The organism is Streptomyces sp. NRRL S-920, assembly GCF_000717945.1.
Classification (GTDB): Bacteria; Actinomycetota; Actinomycetes; order Streptomycetales; family Streptomycetaceae; genus Streptomyces; species Streptomyces alboniger.
Window position 1 is genome coordinate 25050 of the sequence record NZ_JODF01000019.1, and the last position, 15370, is coordinate 40419.

13 protein-coding genes are annotated in these 15370 nt (G+C 72.7%); 5 read left to right on the forward strand and 8 right to left on the reverse strand.

Annotated features, from left to right (window positions below; genetic code table 11):
* Window positions 1-65: 65 nt before the first annotated feature.
* Window positions 66-983 (forward strand): methylenetetrahydrofolate reductase [NAD(P)H], encoded by a 918-nt coding sequence (metF, locus tag IG54_RS0116400; RefSeq protein ID WP_030783797.1) that lies wholly within the window; start codon window positions 66-68, stop codon window positions 981-983.
* 52 nt (window positions 984-1035) lie between these two features.
* Window positions 1036-1881 carry a hypothetical protein gene (locus tag IG54_RS0116405; protein WP_030783799.1) on the forward strand — a complete coding sequence of 282 codons (846 nt, stop codon included), beginning with the start codon at window positions 1036-1038 and terminating at the stop codon, window positions 1879-1881.
* 16 nt (window positions 1882-1897) lie between these two features.
* Here the strand turns inward: IG54_RS0116405 and IG54_RS0116410 are convergent, their stop codons facing one another.
* From IG54_RS0116410 to IG54_RS0116430, 5 genes are all read right to left on the reverse strand, one after another.
* Window positions 1898-3397, reverse strand: coding sequence for a phytoene desaturase family protein (locus tag IG54_RS0116410; protein ID WP_030783801.1), 1500 nt, complete (start codon window positions 3395-3397; stop codon window positions 1898-1900).
* A gap of 60 nt (window positions 3398-3457) precedes the next feature.
* Window positions 3458-4072 (reverse strand): DUF4126 domain-containing protein, encoded by a 615-nt coding sequence (locus tag IG54_RS0116415; RefSeq protein ID WP_030783804.1) that lies wholly within the window; start codon window positions 4070-4072, stop codon window positions 3458-3460.
* Between the two features lie 373 nt (window positions 4073-4445).
* On the reverse strand, window positions 4446-5066 hold the full coding sequence (locus tag IG54_RS0116420) for a TetR/AcrR family transcriptional regulator (RefSeq protein ID WP_030783814.1): 621 nt from the start codon (window positions 5064-5066) through the stop codon (window positions 4446-4448).
* 47 nt (window positions 5067-5113) lie between these two features.
* Window positions 5114-7198: a YhgE/Pip family protein gene (locus IG54_RS0116425; protein ID WP_030783817.1), complete on the reverse strand. Its 2085-nt coding sequence runs from the start codon at window positions 7196-7198 to the stop codon at window positions 5114-5116.
* Window positions 7170-7967, reverse strand: a complete 798-nt coding sequence (locus IG54_RS0116430; protein ID WP_030783820.1) for an ATP-binding cassette domain-containing protein — start codon at window positions 7965-7967, stop codon at window positions 7170-7172. Before IG54_RS0116430 ends, IG54_RS0116425 begins: the two co-directional genes overlap by 29 nt.
* A gap of 158 nt (window positions 7968-8125) precedes the next feature.
* Here IG54_RS0116430 and IG54_RS0116435 point away from each other — a divergent pair, with 158 nt between their 5' ends.
* From IG54_RS0116435 to IG54_RS0116445, 3 genes are all read left to right on the forward strand, one after another.
* Complete coding sequence (locus IG54_RS0116435; RefSeq protein ID WP_030783824.1) at window positions 8126-8674, forward strand: SAV_6107 family HEPN domain-containing protein; 549 nt, start codon at window positions 8126-8128, stop codon at window positions 8672-8674.
* Window positions 8675-8771: 97 nt separating this feature from the next.
* The gene (locus IG54_RS0116440; protein WP_030783827.1) at window positions 8772-9608 is read left to right on the forward strand and encodes a class I SAM-dependent methyltransferase; all 837 of its coding nucleotides are present in this window, start codon (window positions 8772-8774) and stop codon (window positions 9606-9608) included.
* A gap of 276 nt (window positions 9609-9884) precedes the next feature.
* Window positions 9885-10298, forward strand: a complete 414-nt coding sequence (locus tag IG54_RS0116445; RefSeq protein ID WP_030783830.1) for a DUF3040 domain-containing protein — start codon at window positions 9885-9887, stop codon at window positions 10296-10298.
* Between the two features lie 138 nt (window positions 10299-10436).
* On the opposite strand, the gene IG54_RS0116450 is transcribed toward IG54_RS0116445, so the two are convergent.
* The 3 genes from IG54_RS0116450 to IG54_RS0116460 are packed head-to-tail and all read right to left on the reverse strand — an operon-like array spanning window position 10437 to window position 15281.
* Window positions 10437-12869, reverse strand: coding sequence for a transglutaminase TgpA family protein (locus IG54_RS0116450; RefSeq protein WP_030783831.1), 2433 nt, complete (start codon window positions 12867-12869; stop codon window positions 10437-10439).
* Between the two features lie 28 nt (window positions 12870-12897).
* Window positions 12898-14265 (reverse strand): DUF58 domain-containing protein, encoded by a 1368-nt coding sequence (locus tag IG54_RS0116455; protein ID WP_030783834.1) that lies wholly within the window; start codon window positions 14263-14265, stop codon window positions 12898-12900.
* Window positions 14265-15281: an AAA family ATPase gene (locus IG54_RS0116460; RefSeq protein WP_030783837.1), complete on the reverse strand. Its 1017-nt coding sequence runs from the start codon at window positions 15279-15281 to the stop codon at window positions 14265-14267. The genes IG54_RS0116455 and IG54_RS0116460 overlap by 1 nt, the downstream gene beginning before the upstream one ends.
* Between the last annotated feature and the right edge of the window lie 89 nt (window positions 15282-15370).

Genomic DNA, 15370 nt, shown 5'->3' on the forward strand with positions numbered 1-15370 from the left:
CGGCAAATGCGGCGAAAGCCCAAGGTCCGGTTGGGCGACCGCCGTGGCCTGGCTAACCTGCCCGTATGGCCCTAGGCACAGCTTCCACCAGGACTGACCGCGCACGCACCGTGCGCGACATGCTCGCGACCGGCAAGACGACGTACTCGTTCGAGTTCTCCGCGCCGAAGACCCCGAAGGGCGAGCGGAATCTGTGGAACGCGCTGCGCCGGGTCGAGGCCGTCGCCCCGGACTTCGTCTCGGTGACCTACGGAGCGGGCGGTTCGACGCGCACCGGCACGGTCAAGGAGACCCAGCAGATCGTCGTCGACACCACCCTGACGCCCGTCGCGCACCTGACCGCGGTCGATCACTCCGTGGCCGAGCTGCGCAACATCATCGGGCAGTACGCGGACGCCGGGATCCGGAACATGCTCGCGGTCCGCGGCGACCCGCCGGGCGACCCGCTCGGCGACTGGGTCGCGCACCCCGAGGGCCTCACCTACGCCGCCGAGCTGGTCGAGCTGATCAAGGAGTCCGGCGACTTCTGCGTGGGCGTGGCCGCCTTCCCCGCGATGCACCCGCGCTCGCCCGACTGGGAGTCGGACACCCGGCACTTCATCGACAAGTGCCGGGCCGGCGCGGACTACGCGATCACGCAGATGTTCTTCGACCCGGCCGAGTACCTGCGGCTGCGCGACCGCGTCGCGGCGGCGGGCTGCGAGACGCCGATCATCCCCGAGATGATGCCGGTCACCAACGTCCGCCAGCTCGACCGGCTGCCCCAGCTCAGCAACGCCGTGGTCCCGGCCGCGCTCAAAGACAGGATCCTCGCGGTCAAAGACGATCCAGCCGCTGTACGCTCCATTGGCATCGAGTTCGCGACGGAGTTCTGCGCGCGATTGCTGGCCGAAGGCGTGCCGGGATTGCACTTCATCACGCTCAACAACTCCACGGCGACGCTGGAAATCTACGAGAATCTGGGCCTGCACCGACAGGCTTGACCGGCCGTACCCCCGTATCCACGGGCGGCGGCCGTAGGGGAGAGGGGCGTACGTGGGCTGGACGGTCCTCTACATCGCGTTCGGATTCGTCGCGCTGTGGCTGCTCGGCGAGGTGCTGTTGCAGTACAAGGCCAGGCTGCGCTGGCGCCTGCTGGCCTTCGTGGGCTTCCTCGGGGTCGTCGTCGGCGTGCTGATGCCGTCCGTGTGGGTCATCGGGGCCGGCGCCATCGCCTTCGCCACGGGCCAGACGTATGTGACGCTGTCGTTCCGCCGGGGCTTCTCCACCGGCTGGGCGCTCGGCGGGAAGCCGGGGCTCAGCAAGCGCCGCAAGAAGCCGTCCCCGGCCGCGGCGGCGAAGGAACCGACGCTCGAGGTCTCCGGTCTGGAGTACGAGCAGGCCCCGCCGCCGCCCTCGCACGACCCCGGGATCTACGAACCGGAGCCGCTGCCCGACGACACCGGGCAGTACGGCGTGTACACCGACACGGCGTACGCCCCGCCGTCCGCGGGCGACGCCCACCAGGGCGACGGCCAGGGCTACGACACCGCGGCCTACACCGGCTACGACCAGCAGAGCTACGGCTACGACGAGACCGGGCACCAGCAGTACGCCGCGTACTCCGACCCGTACGTCGGCACGCAGACCTACGGCGCCGGGCAGGGCTACGACGCCTACGGCGACCAGCAGCAGTACGCCCCGTACGGCGGCGACACCTACGGCGGGCTCGGCGAGGCGTACAACGACACCCCGCCCGGCGGTGTCTGGGTGCCGCACCAGCGCACCACCGACGAGCCCTACGGCGGTGAACTCCCGCAGGAGCAGCCCTACCCGTACCAGGACGGGCCCGCCGACGGCCAGGGGCACTCGGGTCACAACGGGCAGCAGTACCGCTACTGACCCTCTCCGGAGGCCGTCACTGCGAGCCGCGGAACTCCGGACCCTCGACGATCAGCCCCGCGACCAGCGCGCCCGACATCCCCGCGTGGGGCAGCCCGCCGCCGGGGTGCGACCAGCCGCCGACCGCGAACAGGCCCGGCAGGCGGGTGCTGTTGGCCGGGTGCAGGAGCTTTCCGCCGGCCGCGGCGAGCGCCGGGGCGGGGACCGAGCCGCCGTCGGCGCCCGTGGCCTCCGCGATGTCCGCGGGCGTGCGCACCTCGTGCCACAGGAGGCGCTCGCGCAGCCCGGGGATCACCGACTCCGCGCGGGACATGACCCGCTCCACGTCGGCCGGACCCACCTCCAGGTGCGCGGGCACCGTCACCGTGAGCGTCACGGCCTCGTGCGCCCCGTCGGGCGTGCTGTCCGGGTCGTCGGGGCGCAGGACCGTGACGGTGGGGGAGGCGGGGAGTCCGGGCCGCTCTCCGAAGAGGCGGTCCAGCTCGTCGAGGCGGTCGGCCGAGTGCAGCACGGTCCGGTGCGCGGTGCCCTCGGGGCGGGCGCCCGACAGGGCCAGGAGGACCGCCAGGCGGCTGGGGAGCCCGGAGCGCGCGGGGGCGTCACCCTCCGCCCGTATGTTCACACCGGACAGCATCGCGTCCAGGGCCGTGGGGGCCACCCCGGCGACCACGAAGTCCGCGTCGGCCGCCCGGCCGTCCGCTAGCTCCACGCCCGCCGCCCGACCGTCCTTCTCGACGATCCGGACCACCGCCGCGTCGAACACGAACTCGACCCGGCGGGCCAGGCACCGCTCGTACACCGCCGTGGCCAGCGCGCGCAGACCGCCCCGCACCGACCAGGTGCCGAAGGTCTGCTCCATGTACGGCAGGACGGATGCGCTCGCCGGGGTCGTCCGCGGGTCGAGGCCCTGCGCGAGGGCGAACTGCTCCAGGAGCGCGAGCAGCCGGGCGTCGCCGCCCAGCTCCAGCTCGCCGATCTCACTGAGCGTGGCGGCCCGGCGCTCGCGGCGCAGCAGGCGCTTGTGGGGCACCGCGGGGTACGGCTCGCGGGCGCCGAGCACCTGCCAGTTCGGATACAGGGGCTCTTCCAGGAGCGGGCGGCGGGTGCGGTCCCACGTCTCCCGCGCGCGGTTCATGAACGCCGCCCAGCGAGCGCCCGCGCCGTCGCCGAGGGCCGCGTCCAGGGCTTCGCCGACGCCCGCGCGCGAGGCGTTCGGCAGGTCGGTCGTGGTGCCGTCGGCGAAGACATGGCGCACGGCGGGCTCCACCTGGGAGAGCTGGACGCACTGCTCCAGGGGCTCCTTGCCGGTCTTGACGAACACGTCCCGGTAGACCGCGGGGAGCTGGAGCAGTCCCGGGCCGGTGTCGAAGACGAAGCCGTCCCGCTCGACCACGCCGAGCGAACCGCCGTACGTCCGCCCGCGTTCGTACACCACCACCCGGTGGCCCGCGACGGCCAGCCGGGCGGCGGCCGTCATGGCGCCCATCCCGGCGCCGATCACCACAATCCGTGCCATGCCAGGGACTTTATCGGCCACCACTGACAGTCACGCCGCGACCCCGGGGCACACCGGCTCTCAGGGCGGCGGCGGCCCGGTCCGGGCCGCGAGCCGCCTCTCCTCGCGCCGCTGCGCCCTGCGCCGCAGGAACCGCCGGATGCGCGAGACGAGGAAGAACAGCACGAACAGACCGAGCAGCAGGAGCACCGCCGCGATGATCGCGGCCGCCTCCGGATAGAACATCGCGAAGGAGATGAGCCCGCCGACGCCGAGGTCCTCGGCCGTGCTCATCACGACGTTGCTGAACGGTTCGGGCGAGGTGTTGATCGCCATCCGCGTCCCGGCCTTCACCGCGTGGCTCGCCAGCGCGGTCGATCCGCCGACGGCCCCCGCGGCGAGGTCCGGCAGGGAACCGCTCTGGCCCGCGAGGAGCGCCCCCACCACGGCCCCGGACACCGGCCGGATCACGGTGTGCACCGAGTCCCAGACCGAGTCGACGTACGGGATCTTGTCGGCGACGGCCTCACAGACGAAGAGCACACCGGCCGCGATCAGCACGTCCGGCCGCTGAAGCGCCTCAGGGACCTCGTCACTGATCCCGGTCGCGCCGAAGACGCCGAGCAGCAGGACAACGGCGTACGCGTTGATCCCGCTCGCCCAGCCGCTGGTGAACACCAGGGGGAGTACGGACACGGACGTGATCGTAACCAGTCCGGGGCCCGTCGGCCTGGGGTCCCGTGCGCATGCGTGAGTACGGGTACCTAGACGCTGAGATGAGTACGCGCGCGGATGGGCCTCCACCTGCGGAGACGGAAGAGTGTGGGGCACGGAGAAGGGCACGGCGCCGGTACCGCCGACACGGGGCGGCGGAACGGCGCCGGGCCCTTGGCCGCTCCTTCCGCCGTGAGGCGGGAGCGAGGTACGGGGGTGACTCGGGGGGCGACCGTACGGGGGGCCGAACGGGGGTTCGGGGGGACACGAGGACAGCGCCGGGCCGGTGCCGCCTGGAAAACAGGGGCACCGGACCGGCGCTGTCGTACGCGCTGTCGTACGCGCTACCGGGCCGCTACGCGCGCGTGCCGCTGACCCGGCCCTGCAACAGGCGCGACAGCGCCGCGTGCACATCGTCGAGGGAGCGCTCCGGCTGGAAGGCCTGCCAGTCGAGGGCGGCCACCAGCACCATGCCAACGAGCGCGGCGGCCGTCAGCGGGATGTCGATCTCGTCGGCCAGCTCGCCGTTCTCGACGCCCCCGCGCAGCACGTCCTCGACCACGGCGACGGCCTGCTGCCTGACGACCAGGAGCGTGGACTGCCAGGCCCGGTTGGTGCGCCACAGCTCGGCCACATACAGCTGGGTGAAGGCGGGGTAGCGGTTGATGAAGACGAGACCGGCCCTGATCATCGCGTCGAGGGCGTCGACCTTGCTGCCGCCGCTCTTGTCCGTCTTCTCGGCCGCCTCCTTCAGGGAGGCGGTCAACAGGCCGACGCCGTGCCGCAGCAGCTCTTCGAAGAGGACCGATTTGCTCGCGAAGTTGTAGTAGACGGTGCCCTTCGCGACCCCGGCCCGCTCGGCGATCTCGTCCACCGTCGTGGCGGAGAAACCCTGTTCCGCGATGAGGGTGACGGCTGCCTCGTAGAGCTTCTGCCGGGTGGCCTCGCGGCGGGTGCTGCCTGCACTGCTGTCCATGGTCTTGATTCTCACAGGTCTCGCCGGGCTCCCCGGCAGTGCCGCACTCACAGGGTCAGCTCCGGGTGCAGTCGGTCCATGGTCCACACCTGCTTGCGGTGCGCGGAGAGCGCGGTGAGCGCGAGGGCGCCCAGCGTGAATGCCGTCAGGACCGCGCACGCCTGCCAGACGGGGCCGAGGCCACCGCCCGTGATCAGCCTCCGGAGAGCGTCGACCACGTGGCTCATCGGCAGGAAGGGGTGGATCGCGCCGAAGAAGCCGGGGCTCGTCTGCACGGGGTAGGTGCCGCCCGCCGACGTCAGCTGGAGCATGAGCGCGGCGAGGACGAGGATCCGCCCGGCCGCTCCGAAGCGGGCGTTGAGCCACTGCACGATGGCCGCGAAGCACACCGTGACCAGGCAGAGGAAGCCGATGGTGCCGGCCGCCCTGGCCATCTGGAGGCCGAGGCCCCAGTGCAGTACGGACATGAGGGCGGCCGTCTGGAGTACGCCGAGGGCCGCCACCGGCAGCCAGCCTGCCAGCGCGATGCGCCACGCGGAGGCGCCCGCGGCGAGCGCGCGCCGGTTGAGCGGCTGGATCAGCATGTACGCCACCATCGCGCCGACCCAGAGGGACAGCGGGATGAAGTAGGGCGCGAAGCCCGTGCCGTAGTTGGGCGCCTTGTGCATCGACCGCGAGGCGAGCTGGACGGGGTCGGCCATGACGTCGGTGCGCTCGTCGCGGTCCTTCTTGCCGTAGTCGGGGATCTTCTTGACGCCGTCGTGCAGCCCGCCGGACAGCTTCGCCGAGCCGTCGGCCAGCTTGAACAGACCGCCCTTGAGGTCGCTCGCGCCCGTCTCCAGCTTGCCGATGCCCGCGTCGAGGTCCTTCACCCCGGTCTTGGCGTCACCGAGGCCCGTGTACAGCTTCCTGGCGCCGTCGGCCACCTTGCCCGCGCCCTTGTCGAGGTCGTTGATCTGGGTGACGGCCTTCTCCAGGTCCTCGTCGAGGTGCGGGGCGCGGTCGGCGAGCGCCTGCGACTTCTTCTGGAGCGCGGCCAGGTGCTTGTCGAGCTTCTCGGCGTCGCTGTGCTGGTCCTTGATCACCGTGTTCATGTCGTCCGCGATCGTCGACACGTCATCGGCGGCCTTCTTGACCTTCTTGAACTCGGCGCAGCCGGGGTCGGGCACCGGAGCCGTCTCACAGTGCTTCGTGTAGAAGCCGCCGATGATCCTGGAGCCCTCCTTGGCCCCCTTGGCGGCCCCGGGGGCGTGCTTGACCCAGTCGTCGAGGTTGCGGCGCATCGCCTTGGAGGAGTCGGCGACCAACTGGGCCGTGTCACCGATCGTCTTGCCGTTGTCCTTCAGGAAGGGCCGCACCTTGTCGGCGGTGCCGTTGACCTTTCCGGCGAGCTTGTGCGTACCGTCCGCGACCCGCCTCGAACCGCTCTTGATGTCACCCGCGCCCTTGTGGAGCTTCTTGATGCCCGCGACCAGGTCGCCGCTGCCCTTCTTGGCGTTCCCCAGGCCGTTCACGAGGGTTTTGGACCCCTTCTTCGCCTTGCCGATGCCGCCGTCGAGCTTGTCGGCGCCCTCGGCGGCCTTCTGGGTCTCGTCGTGGATGTCGGAGAACGAGATGAAGATCTTGTCGAGGAAGGAGCGCGAGGCCTTGGTGGACGCCGCCCTGCGCACCTCGGAGAAGACCGTCCGTGAGATCTGCCCGACGATGTAGTTGTTGGCGTCGTTCGTACGCACCCGCAGAGCGCCCGTCTCCGGAGAGTCCCCCGAACTCGACGCGATGCGCTTGCTGAAGTCCGACGGCATCGTCAGCGACAGGTAGTACCTCCCGTCCTCGACGCCCTCGCGCGCCTCGGCGTCCGTCACCTCGTGCCACTCGAAGGTCTTGCTGTCGTGCAGCCGCTTGACGATGGAGTCGCCCGCCTCCAGCTTCTTGCCCTGCGCGGTGGCGCCGTCGTCCTCGTTGACCAGCGCCACGGGGATGCGGTCGAGACGGCCGTACGGGTCCCAGAAGGAGCACAGGTACAGCGCGCCGTACAGCAGGGGCAGCAGCAGGAGCGCGACCAGCGCGAGGCGTGGCAGCTTTCCCCTGCCGAAGCGCCTCAGCTCAAGCGCGGCCAGCTTCGGGGAGCGCATCCGCCGTCTCCTTGTCGTCGTCGGTGCCGTGCCGTTCCGGTTCGGTGGCGGTGTCCGTCTCCTGGGCGCCGGTGCGCACCACGACCGCGCCCTCGGGCGCCTCGCTGCACACCGCCACGACGGTCGTCCCGCTCTCGGTGAGGGACGTCAACAGGTCCCAGGCCTCGGCCCGTTCGGCGTCCGAGAGCTTGAGGTCGGTGTCGTCGACGCCGAGTACGCGCGGCCGGCCGATCAGCGCGAGGGCTATGGACAGGCGCAGGGCTTCGAGCCGCTCCAGATCGCGTACGGAGGTCCGCGGCCCCTTGGGCAGCGACTCCATGTCGAGGCCCGCGGCGGTCAGCGCGGTGACGACGCGCAGCCGCGTCTCGTTCCTGCGCTCGGCGCGCGGGCGCAGAAGCCCCCGCAGCGGACCGCCGAACCGCCGCTCCAGGAGCGCCCGTTCGTGCAGGTGCTCGGCGACGGTCAGGGCCGGGTCGAGGTCGGTGACGCCGGGCACCGGCCCGAGCCCGCTGATCCGGCGCACGGCGGCCAGTTGCTTGGGCAACTGGAAGCGCCCCACGCGCGCGTGCCCCTCGGTGGCGCGCATACGTCCCGTCAGAGCGAGCAGGAGGCACGTACGGCCCGAGCCCGAGGGGCCCTCCAGCGCGATCAGTGACCCGGGCTCCGCGGCGATGTCGATGCCGCGGAACGCCCAGCCGCGCGGCCCTTCGAGGCCGAAGCCCTCGGCGGTGACGGCGGCGGCGTACAGGCCGTCGGTCGGATCGTCCACAGTCCCCCCAGACCCTTCTTTTGAACTGACTGGTCAGTACAAAAGTAAGCCCGAACCCTTGCCCGGGGCAAAGGAGCAGGTCAGGGCCGATTGTCAGTGGGGTACTCCACTCTGGGCACATACGGCCACGCGCCGTCACCGACGACAGGAGGTTCGTCATGGCCAGCACTTCCGCAGCAGCCGCACACCGGCACCGCGCCGTGCGCCCCGCGCCCTCACTGACCGGCCCGGCGAGCGATGTCCACCCCGTCCTGCGCCGCGCGACCGCCCCGCCCGCCGCCCTCGAACTGCTCGCCCAGGCCCGCGCCGGAATCGACGAGGCCGCCCGCCTGGACACTCCGAACGAGCGCTACGCCACCGCCCACCTCGCCGCCCTGCGCACCGCCGCCGCCGTGCTGGCCGCGCGCGGCCGCCCCGAGACGAGCCCGCGCCGCAGGCAGCGCATCCGCAGCGCCTGGGAAGTCCTCCCCGAGATAGCCCCCGAACTGACCGAATGGAGCGCCCTGTTCGCCTCCGGCGCCGCCCGCCGGGCCCGCGCGGAGGCGGGCATCCAGGGCGCCGCCACCGCCCGCGACGCCGACGACCTGCTCCGTGACGTGGCGATGTTCCTGCGCCTGGTCGAGCGGATGCTGGTGCTCCAGCCCGTGCTGCCCCAGGCGAGGCAGGATCGGCCGGACCGGGGAGAGGAGCGGCCGGACGCGGGCTGACCGGCGCGTGCGCCCCCGGGACGGGTGACCGGGGCACCGCACGGCAGGCAATAAGGTGGGGTTGATCGCAACCCCACGCGCCGAGGAGTCAACTGCCGTGTCGGACCCGATGCGCCCGCCCGTCTCCCACCACCGCCCTCACGCGGCGTCGGTGCGCTCCGACCCCTCCCGCCCCCGCGCGTCTCTGCGTACCGCCGTGGTCTGGGACGTCCTGAAGGACGCCCTCGACCGCCGCGCGGAGGTCACCGCCCGGGAGTCGCGCACCGCACTCGACGTGCTCGACACCGGAGGCGGCAGCGGCAACTTCGCGGTACCCGTCGCCGGACTGGGCCACCGGGTCACGGTCGTCGACCCCAGCCCGAACGCCCTGTTCGCACTGGAGCGCAGGGCCGCCGAGGCCGGCGTCGCCGAGCGGGTGCGCGGAGTCCAGGGCGATGTGCTCGGCCTCTTCGACGTGGTCGAGCGCGGCGGCTTCGACGCCGTCCTGTGCCACGGCGTCCTGGAGTACGTGGACGACCCCGCCGAAGGCGTGCGCCTGGCCGTCGACGCGCTGCGGCCCTCCGGAGTGCTCAGCCTGCTCGGCGCGGGCCTCGGCGGAGCGGTGCTGGCGCGCGCCCTCGCCGGGCACTTCAAGGAGGCACAGACGGCGCTCACCGACCCGGCGGGCCGCTGGGGCGCGGGCGACCCCGTGCCGCGCCGCTTCACCGCCGAGCAGCTCACCGAGCTGGTCGAGGCCGCCGGCGTGCGCGTGGACGCGGTGCACGGCGTGCGGGTCTTCGCCGACCTGGTCCCCGGCGTCCTCGTGGACACCGAGCCGGGCGCCATGGAGGCCCTCCTCCAGCTGGAGGCCGCCGCCGCCGAGCTGCCCGCCTTCCACTCCGTCGCCACCCAGCTGCACGTACTCGGTGAGGCGCGCGGTGCCACCGAGGCCTGAGAGGCGGCCGGGGCTGCCCTGCTGATCAGGGACGCAGCCGCAGATGGAGTACGCCACAGGCCCCCCGAACGGGCTACAGGCGCCGTATGATCGAGGGACACCGTCCTGCATGACGGTTCGGCCACTGGGGAATGCACGCTTCAGTGAGCCGGAGCGATGTGAAGGTCCGGTTTGGCGAAGTTGGCGCAGAGGGGCGGGTTTCACGGGGGCGATTCCCTGCCTATCCTGAAGGGGACCCCCGGTCGCCCCCGGCGACTGCACGATGAGGAGGACTCCGTGCCGCTCTCGGAGCACGAGCAGCGCATGCTCGAGCAGATGGAGCGAGCGCTGTACGCCGAAGATCCCAAGTTCGCGACAGCGCTTGAGGGAAGCGGGCTGCGTACGTACACCCGGAAGCGGGTCTACCAAGCGGTCGTCGGCTTCCTGGTGGGTATCGCCCTTCTCATGGCCGGAATGGTCGCCCAGCAGATCTGGATCAGCGTGGTGGGATTCCTCGTCATGCTGGGCTGCGCGGTGCTCGCCGTCACCGGTTGGCGCAAGGCGCCGAAGCCGGGTGAACAGCCCTCGGGCGCGGCCGCTGCGCAGGGCGGGCTCCAGGCCCGTCGGCAGACGCGACAGCGCCGTTCCGTCATGGACCGCATCGAGCAGCGGTGGCAGCGCCGCCGCGACGAGCAGCAGGGTGGTCAGTGAGTTCGGCCCCGCAAGGCTGACCCAACAGATGTGAGCGCGTGAGGGGTGACCGCCGGCCTGGCGGTCACCCCTCACGTGCGTCTCAGCGGCGGGGACCCCTCCCGCAGCGGGGCCCCCGGCGCGGGGAGCCCCCGCGCCTCATCCCTCCTGCTGCGAAGCCCTTCGCGGCAGCCTCCGTGTCAGTGCCGTCCACCGCTTCGCGACCCGCTCGCTCCAGCGTGCGCTGAACGCCGCCCAGCGGTCCGAGACCGCCCACACCACCCGTGCGGCCGAACGCGGCGCGAGTGCCGCCCGCAGCCGGGCGGAACGGGTCGACGAGGCGTGCAGCCCCTGCCGTACGCGCCGTACGTCCTCGGAGAGCCCCGCCGCGGGAAGCCGCGGGTCCGGCGCGTAGAGCACCTGTTCCACGGAGGTCGCCACCCGGTGGACCGCCTCAGCGGGACCCGCGGGCAGCTGACCGATGCGGACGATCCGCGCGGCCGCCTTCCGGGGGGTCTGTGACTCGTCCGGCTCAATGCCGTGGTCCCAGGCCGTATCCGTCACCTCCCGCCAGGCCAAGAGGGTCCGCGCGGCGGTGTCCGAGGGCGTACGGCCGCCGGAAGCCAGCCGCGCCGTCCGGACACGGGTCCGCCACAGCAGGGGCAGCAGCGGAACCGTGAGGACGAGCAGCGCCGCCAGGGCCAACAGGACGATCGTCCCGATAGGCGGCCCGTCGCCGCCCGAACCGGCCGCGAGCTGCGGGGCGGCGCTCTCGCAGCCGCCCTGCTTCCTCATGTCGGGCGGGCAGCTGTCGGACGCCGAGGGCGCCGTGGACGGCTGCGCCGCGCGGGACGGCTCAGGGGTGTCCAAGTCGCTCGCGTCATCGGAGGGGACGTTCGAGCGGGTGTACTCGGGCACCGAGCCGCGGCTCGGGGTCGGCTCGAAGCGGGTCCAGCCCACCCCCTCGAAGTACAGCTCGGGCCAGGCGTGCGCGTCGCGCAGCCCGACCGACATCGAGCCGTCGGCCCGCGCGGAGCCCGGCGTGAAGCCCACCGCGACACGCGCCGGTATGCCCAGCGTGCGCGCCATGGAGGCCATCGCGAAGGAGAAGTGGACGCAGAAGCCCTCCTTCTGCTTCAGGAACTTCTCGATCGCGGCAGGACCACTGCCCGCCCGCACCTGCGTGTTGTATGTGAAGCCGCCGTCGGAGGCGAAGTAGTCCTGGAGCTTGACCGCCTGCTCGTACGGGTTCGAGGCGCCCTTCGTGACCCGGCGTGCCGTGTCCGCGACCATCCCCGGCAGGGAGTCCGGCACCTTCGTGAACTCGCGCCGCAGGTCGGCGGGGGGCGAGGACGCGTTCGCCAGCTGCTCGGCCGTGGGCTCCACCACCAGGCTCCTGACCTGGTACTCGGCGCCGCGCGTGGTCTGCCCCCGGTCGCCGACGAGCGCGCGGCCCACCGGCTCGTACCGCCAGCGGCCGTCGATCTCGACCTGGCTGGCGGGGAACGGCATCGGCAGCCAGTTCTGCGCGTAGCCGTCGGCGGCCGAGATGGTCGTTCGGACCTCGGTCCTGCGGACGTCGGGGGACAGCCCCCGGGGGTCCGGGAGGGGGGACGGCACGTCCTCGATGCGCCGGACGGTGGTCTTCCACGTGGTGCCGTCGAACTGGTCGAGCGAGACGATCCGCAGATACAGCTCGTCGGTGCGCTCGGCGTTCGTGCGGTATGAGAGGACCTCGCGGTCCTCCGGTTGGTTCAGACTGTCCTGGAGCGCGACCAGGGGGTTCACGGCGGAGATCGTCCCGCCGCCGCCCGATCCGCTGCCACCCGGGCCGCGGGAGCCGCCCAGGAGGCCGCCGTCCAGAGCCGGCAGCGCGAGCGGCACCACGAGGGCGATGCCCAGGGCGAGGGCGCCGATGCGCCGCCCCGTGCGGACCGGGGCGATCGCCCCGGTGTTGCTCTCCAGGCCTCCGGAGACCCGCCCCGGAGCGCGCGCCGCGCCGCCGAACACCCGGCCCCACGCGGAGATCCGGTCCCGCCCCTCCGCGAGGAGCAGCAGCAGATACCCGGCGGCGGCCAGCAGGAACCACAGCCATCCGGCGCCGTCACCGGAGAGCCCCGCCGCGACCGAGTACAGCGCGAGCAGCGGCAGCCCCGCGGGCGCCGCCGTACGGAACGTCACCGCCAGCGCGTCCACCGCGAGGCCGATCACCAGGACCCCGCCGACCAGCATCAGCCTGATGCCGTCGCTGAGCGGCGCCGGGGTCGCGTACCGCCCGACGTCGTCGCCGCCCGCTTCGAGGAGCATGCCGAAGCGACGGAACACCTCGGGCCCCGGCAGGATCCCCGCGACCGCCTGCTCACGGGCGAAGACCAGGGTGAGCAGCAGCAGCGACACCAGCGCCTGCGCCGCCACGGTGAGCAGCCTGGCCAGCGGCACCCGCCGGGCCAGCGCGCCCGCCCCGCTCTGCACCGCCAGCAGGATCACCGCCTGGAGGAACCACGTCGCCGGATCGACCAGCGGCAGCAGCGCGCCCGAGGCCATCAGTGTCGCCGCGGTGGCACACAGCGCGAGCCGCGCGCGTCCACTCATGACCGTCCCCCCACCGTCGTACCCGTTCTCATGCCCAGCCCCCGGTCGTCGTCCCCGCGGCGGGCGCGGGGCCCGCGCTCGTGCGCGCGTGGTCGGCCTGGCGCCACAGCTCCGTCAGGCTCGCCCCCGGGAGCACGGGGAGGGCGGTCCAGCCCGCCTCGCGCAGCATCCGCACCCGCGCCTCACCGGCGCCGGACAGCACACCGCCGGGCCCCAGCGCCCAGGCCGCGCTGTCCAGGACGAAGGCGACCGCGGAGCCGCTGCGCTGGCGCATTTTGGCGACCACCGCCGCCTGCGCCTCGTCGAGGTCGCCGAGGAAGGCGACCAGGAGGCCTTCGTTGCCACCGCGCAGTACGTCGTACGCGCGCGAGAGCCCCGCCTCGGCGGAGTGGTCGATCACCGCGAGGGTGTCCATCATCAGCCCGGCCGCGTCCGCCGACTCCTGGCTCGCACCCGCGAATCCGTCGGAGCCCTCGCCCGGCACGGAGGTACCGGTGTCGGTCAACAGCCTTACCGAGAAGCCCCGTTCGAGCATGTGCACCAGCGCGGACGCCGCGCCCGACACCGCCCACTCGAACGCCGAGTCGGGGCCCGCACCGCGGAAACCGGCGCCCCGGGTGTCCAGGAGGACCGTGCAGCGGGCCCGCTGCGGCTGCTCCTCGCGGCGCACCATCAGCTCGCCGTAGCGCGCGGTGGAGCGCCAGTGCACCCGGCGCAGATCGTCGCCGTGGCGGTACCCGCGCGGGATGACGTCGTCCTCACCGGCGAGCGCCAGGGAGCGGTTGCGCCCGTCGCCGTACCCCTTGGCCTCGCCCGTGAGCCGCACCGGCGGCAGCGGCTCCACGCGCGGGATGACCGTCAGGGTGTCGTACGTCGAGAAGGAGCGGGTCAGTTCGCACATTCCGAAGGGGTCCGCGAGGCGCAGTTGCAGCGGGCCCAGCGGGTAGCGGCCGCGCAGGTCGGAGCGGACGCGGTAGGACACCTCGCGGCGCCCGCCCGCCTCGACGCGGTCGAGTACGAAGCGGGGCCGGGGCCCGAGGACGTACGGCACCCGGTCCTGGAGCATCAGCAGGCCCGTGGGCAGCCGGGAGACGTTGTCCATGCGCAGGTGTACGCGGGCCTCCGAACCGGCGGGCACGCGCGAGGGGGAGAGCCTGCGGCTGCCCGCGACGCGGTAGCGGGTGCGGAAGAGGACGGCGGCGCAGACCAGCGGCAGCACGGCGAGCAGCAGCCCGACGCGCAGCAGGTCGCTCTGGCCGAGGACGTAGGCACAGATGGCGGCGGCGACGCCGGCCGCGAGGAAGGAACGCCCGCGGGTGGTCAGGCCCGCGAGAGCCGTGCGCACCCCGCCCCTGCCGTCCTCGGCGGGGCCCGCCGGCCTCCCCCCGGCCGCCATCACAGCCTCCGCGTGCCGGGCGGCTGCTGGTCGAAGAAGCCGCCCGGCTGGGCGGCGGCGGGGACCGGGGTGTGATGGAGGATCTCGAGGACGACCGCTTCGGCCGTACGCCTGTTCAGCTGGGCCTGTGCGGTGGGCAGCAGGCGGTGCGCGAGGACCGCGACGGCCAGGGCCTGCACGTCGTCCGGGAGGGCGAACTCCCGGCCGCTGAGCGCCGCGGAGGCCTTGGCGGCGCGCAGCAGATGCAGCGTCGCGCGCGGGGAGGCCCCGAGTCTGAGGTCCGGGTGGTTGCGCGTGGCGCCGACGAGGTCGACCGCGTACCGCCGCACGCTCTCGGCGACGTGGACCGTGCGGACCGCGTCGATGAGCTTCACGATGTCGTGCGCGTGCGCCACCGGCTGGAGGTCGTCCAGGGGCGAGACACCGCCGTGCACGTCGAGCATCTGCAACTCGGCCTCGGGGCCCGGATAGCCGATCGAGACGCGCGCCATGAAGCGGTCGCGCTGCGCCTCGGGCAGGGGATAGGTCCCCTCCATCTCCACCGGGTTCTGCGTGGCCACCACCATGAACGGGCTGGGCAGTTCGTACGTCTGCCCGTCGATGGTGACCTGGCGCTCCTCCATGGACTCCAGGAGCGCGGACTGCGTCTTCGGAGAGGCGCGGTTGATCTCGTCGCCGATCACGATCTGCGCGAAGATCGCGCCCGGCTTGAACTCGAAGTCCCTGCGCTGCTGGTCGAAGATGGACACACCGGTGATGTCCGAGGGCAGCAGGTCGGGCGTGAACTGGATCCGGCGCACCGAGCAGTCGATGGACCGGGCGAGCGCCTTGGCGAGCATGGTCTTGCCCACGCCCGGCACATCCTCGATGAGCAGGTGCCCCTCGGCGAGGAGCACGGTCAGCGAGAGCCGTACGACCTCCGGCTTGCCCTCGATCACACCCTCCACCGACCTGCGGACACGCTCCGCTGTCGTGGTCAGATCTGTGAGGCTCGCTCGATCGTCATACGTCGTCACCCGGCCCTCCTCGGCCCTTACCCAAGCTCGCGAAGGAGCAGGGATACCCCAATTCCGGGCCGCTCATCGTGTGCGCGGCCCGGGCCACC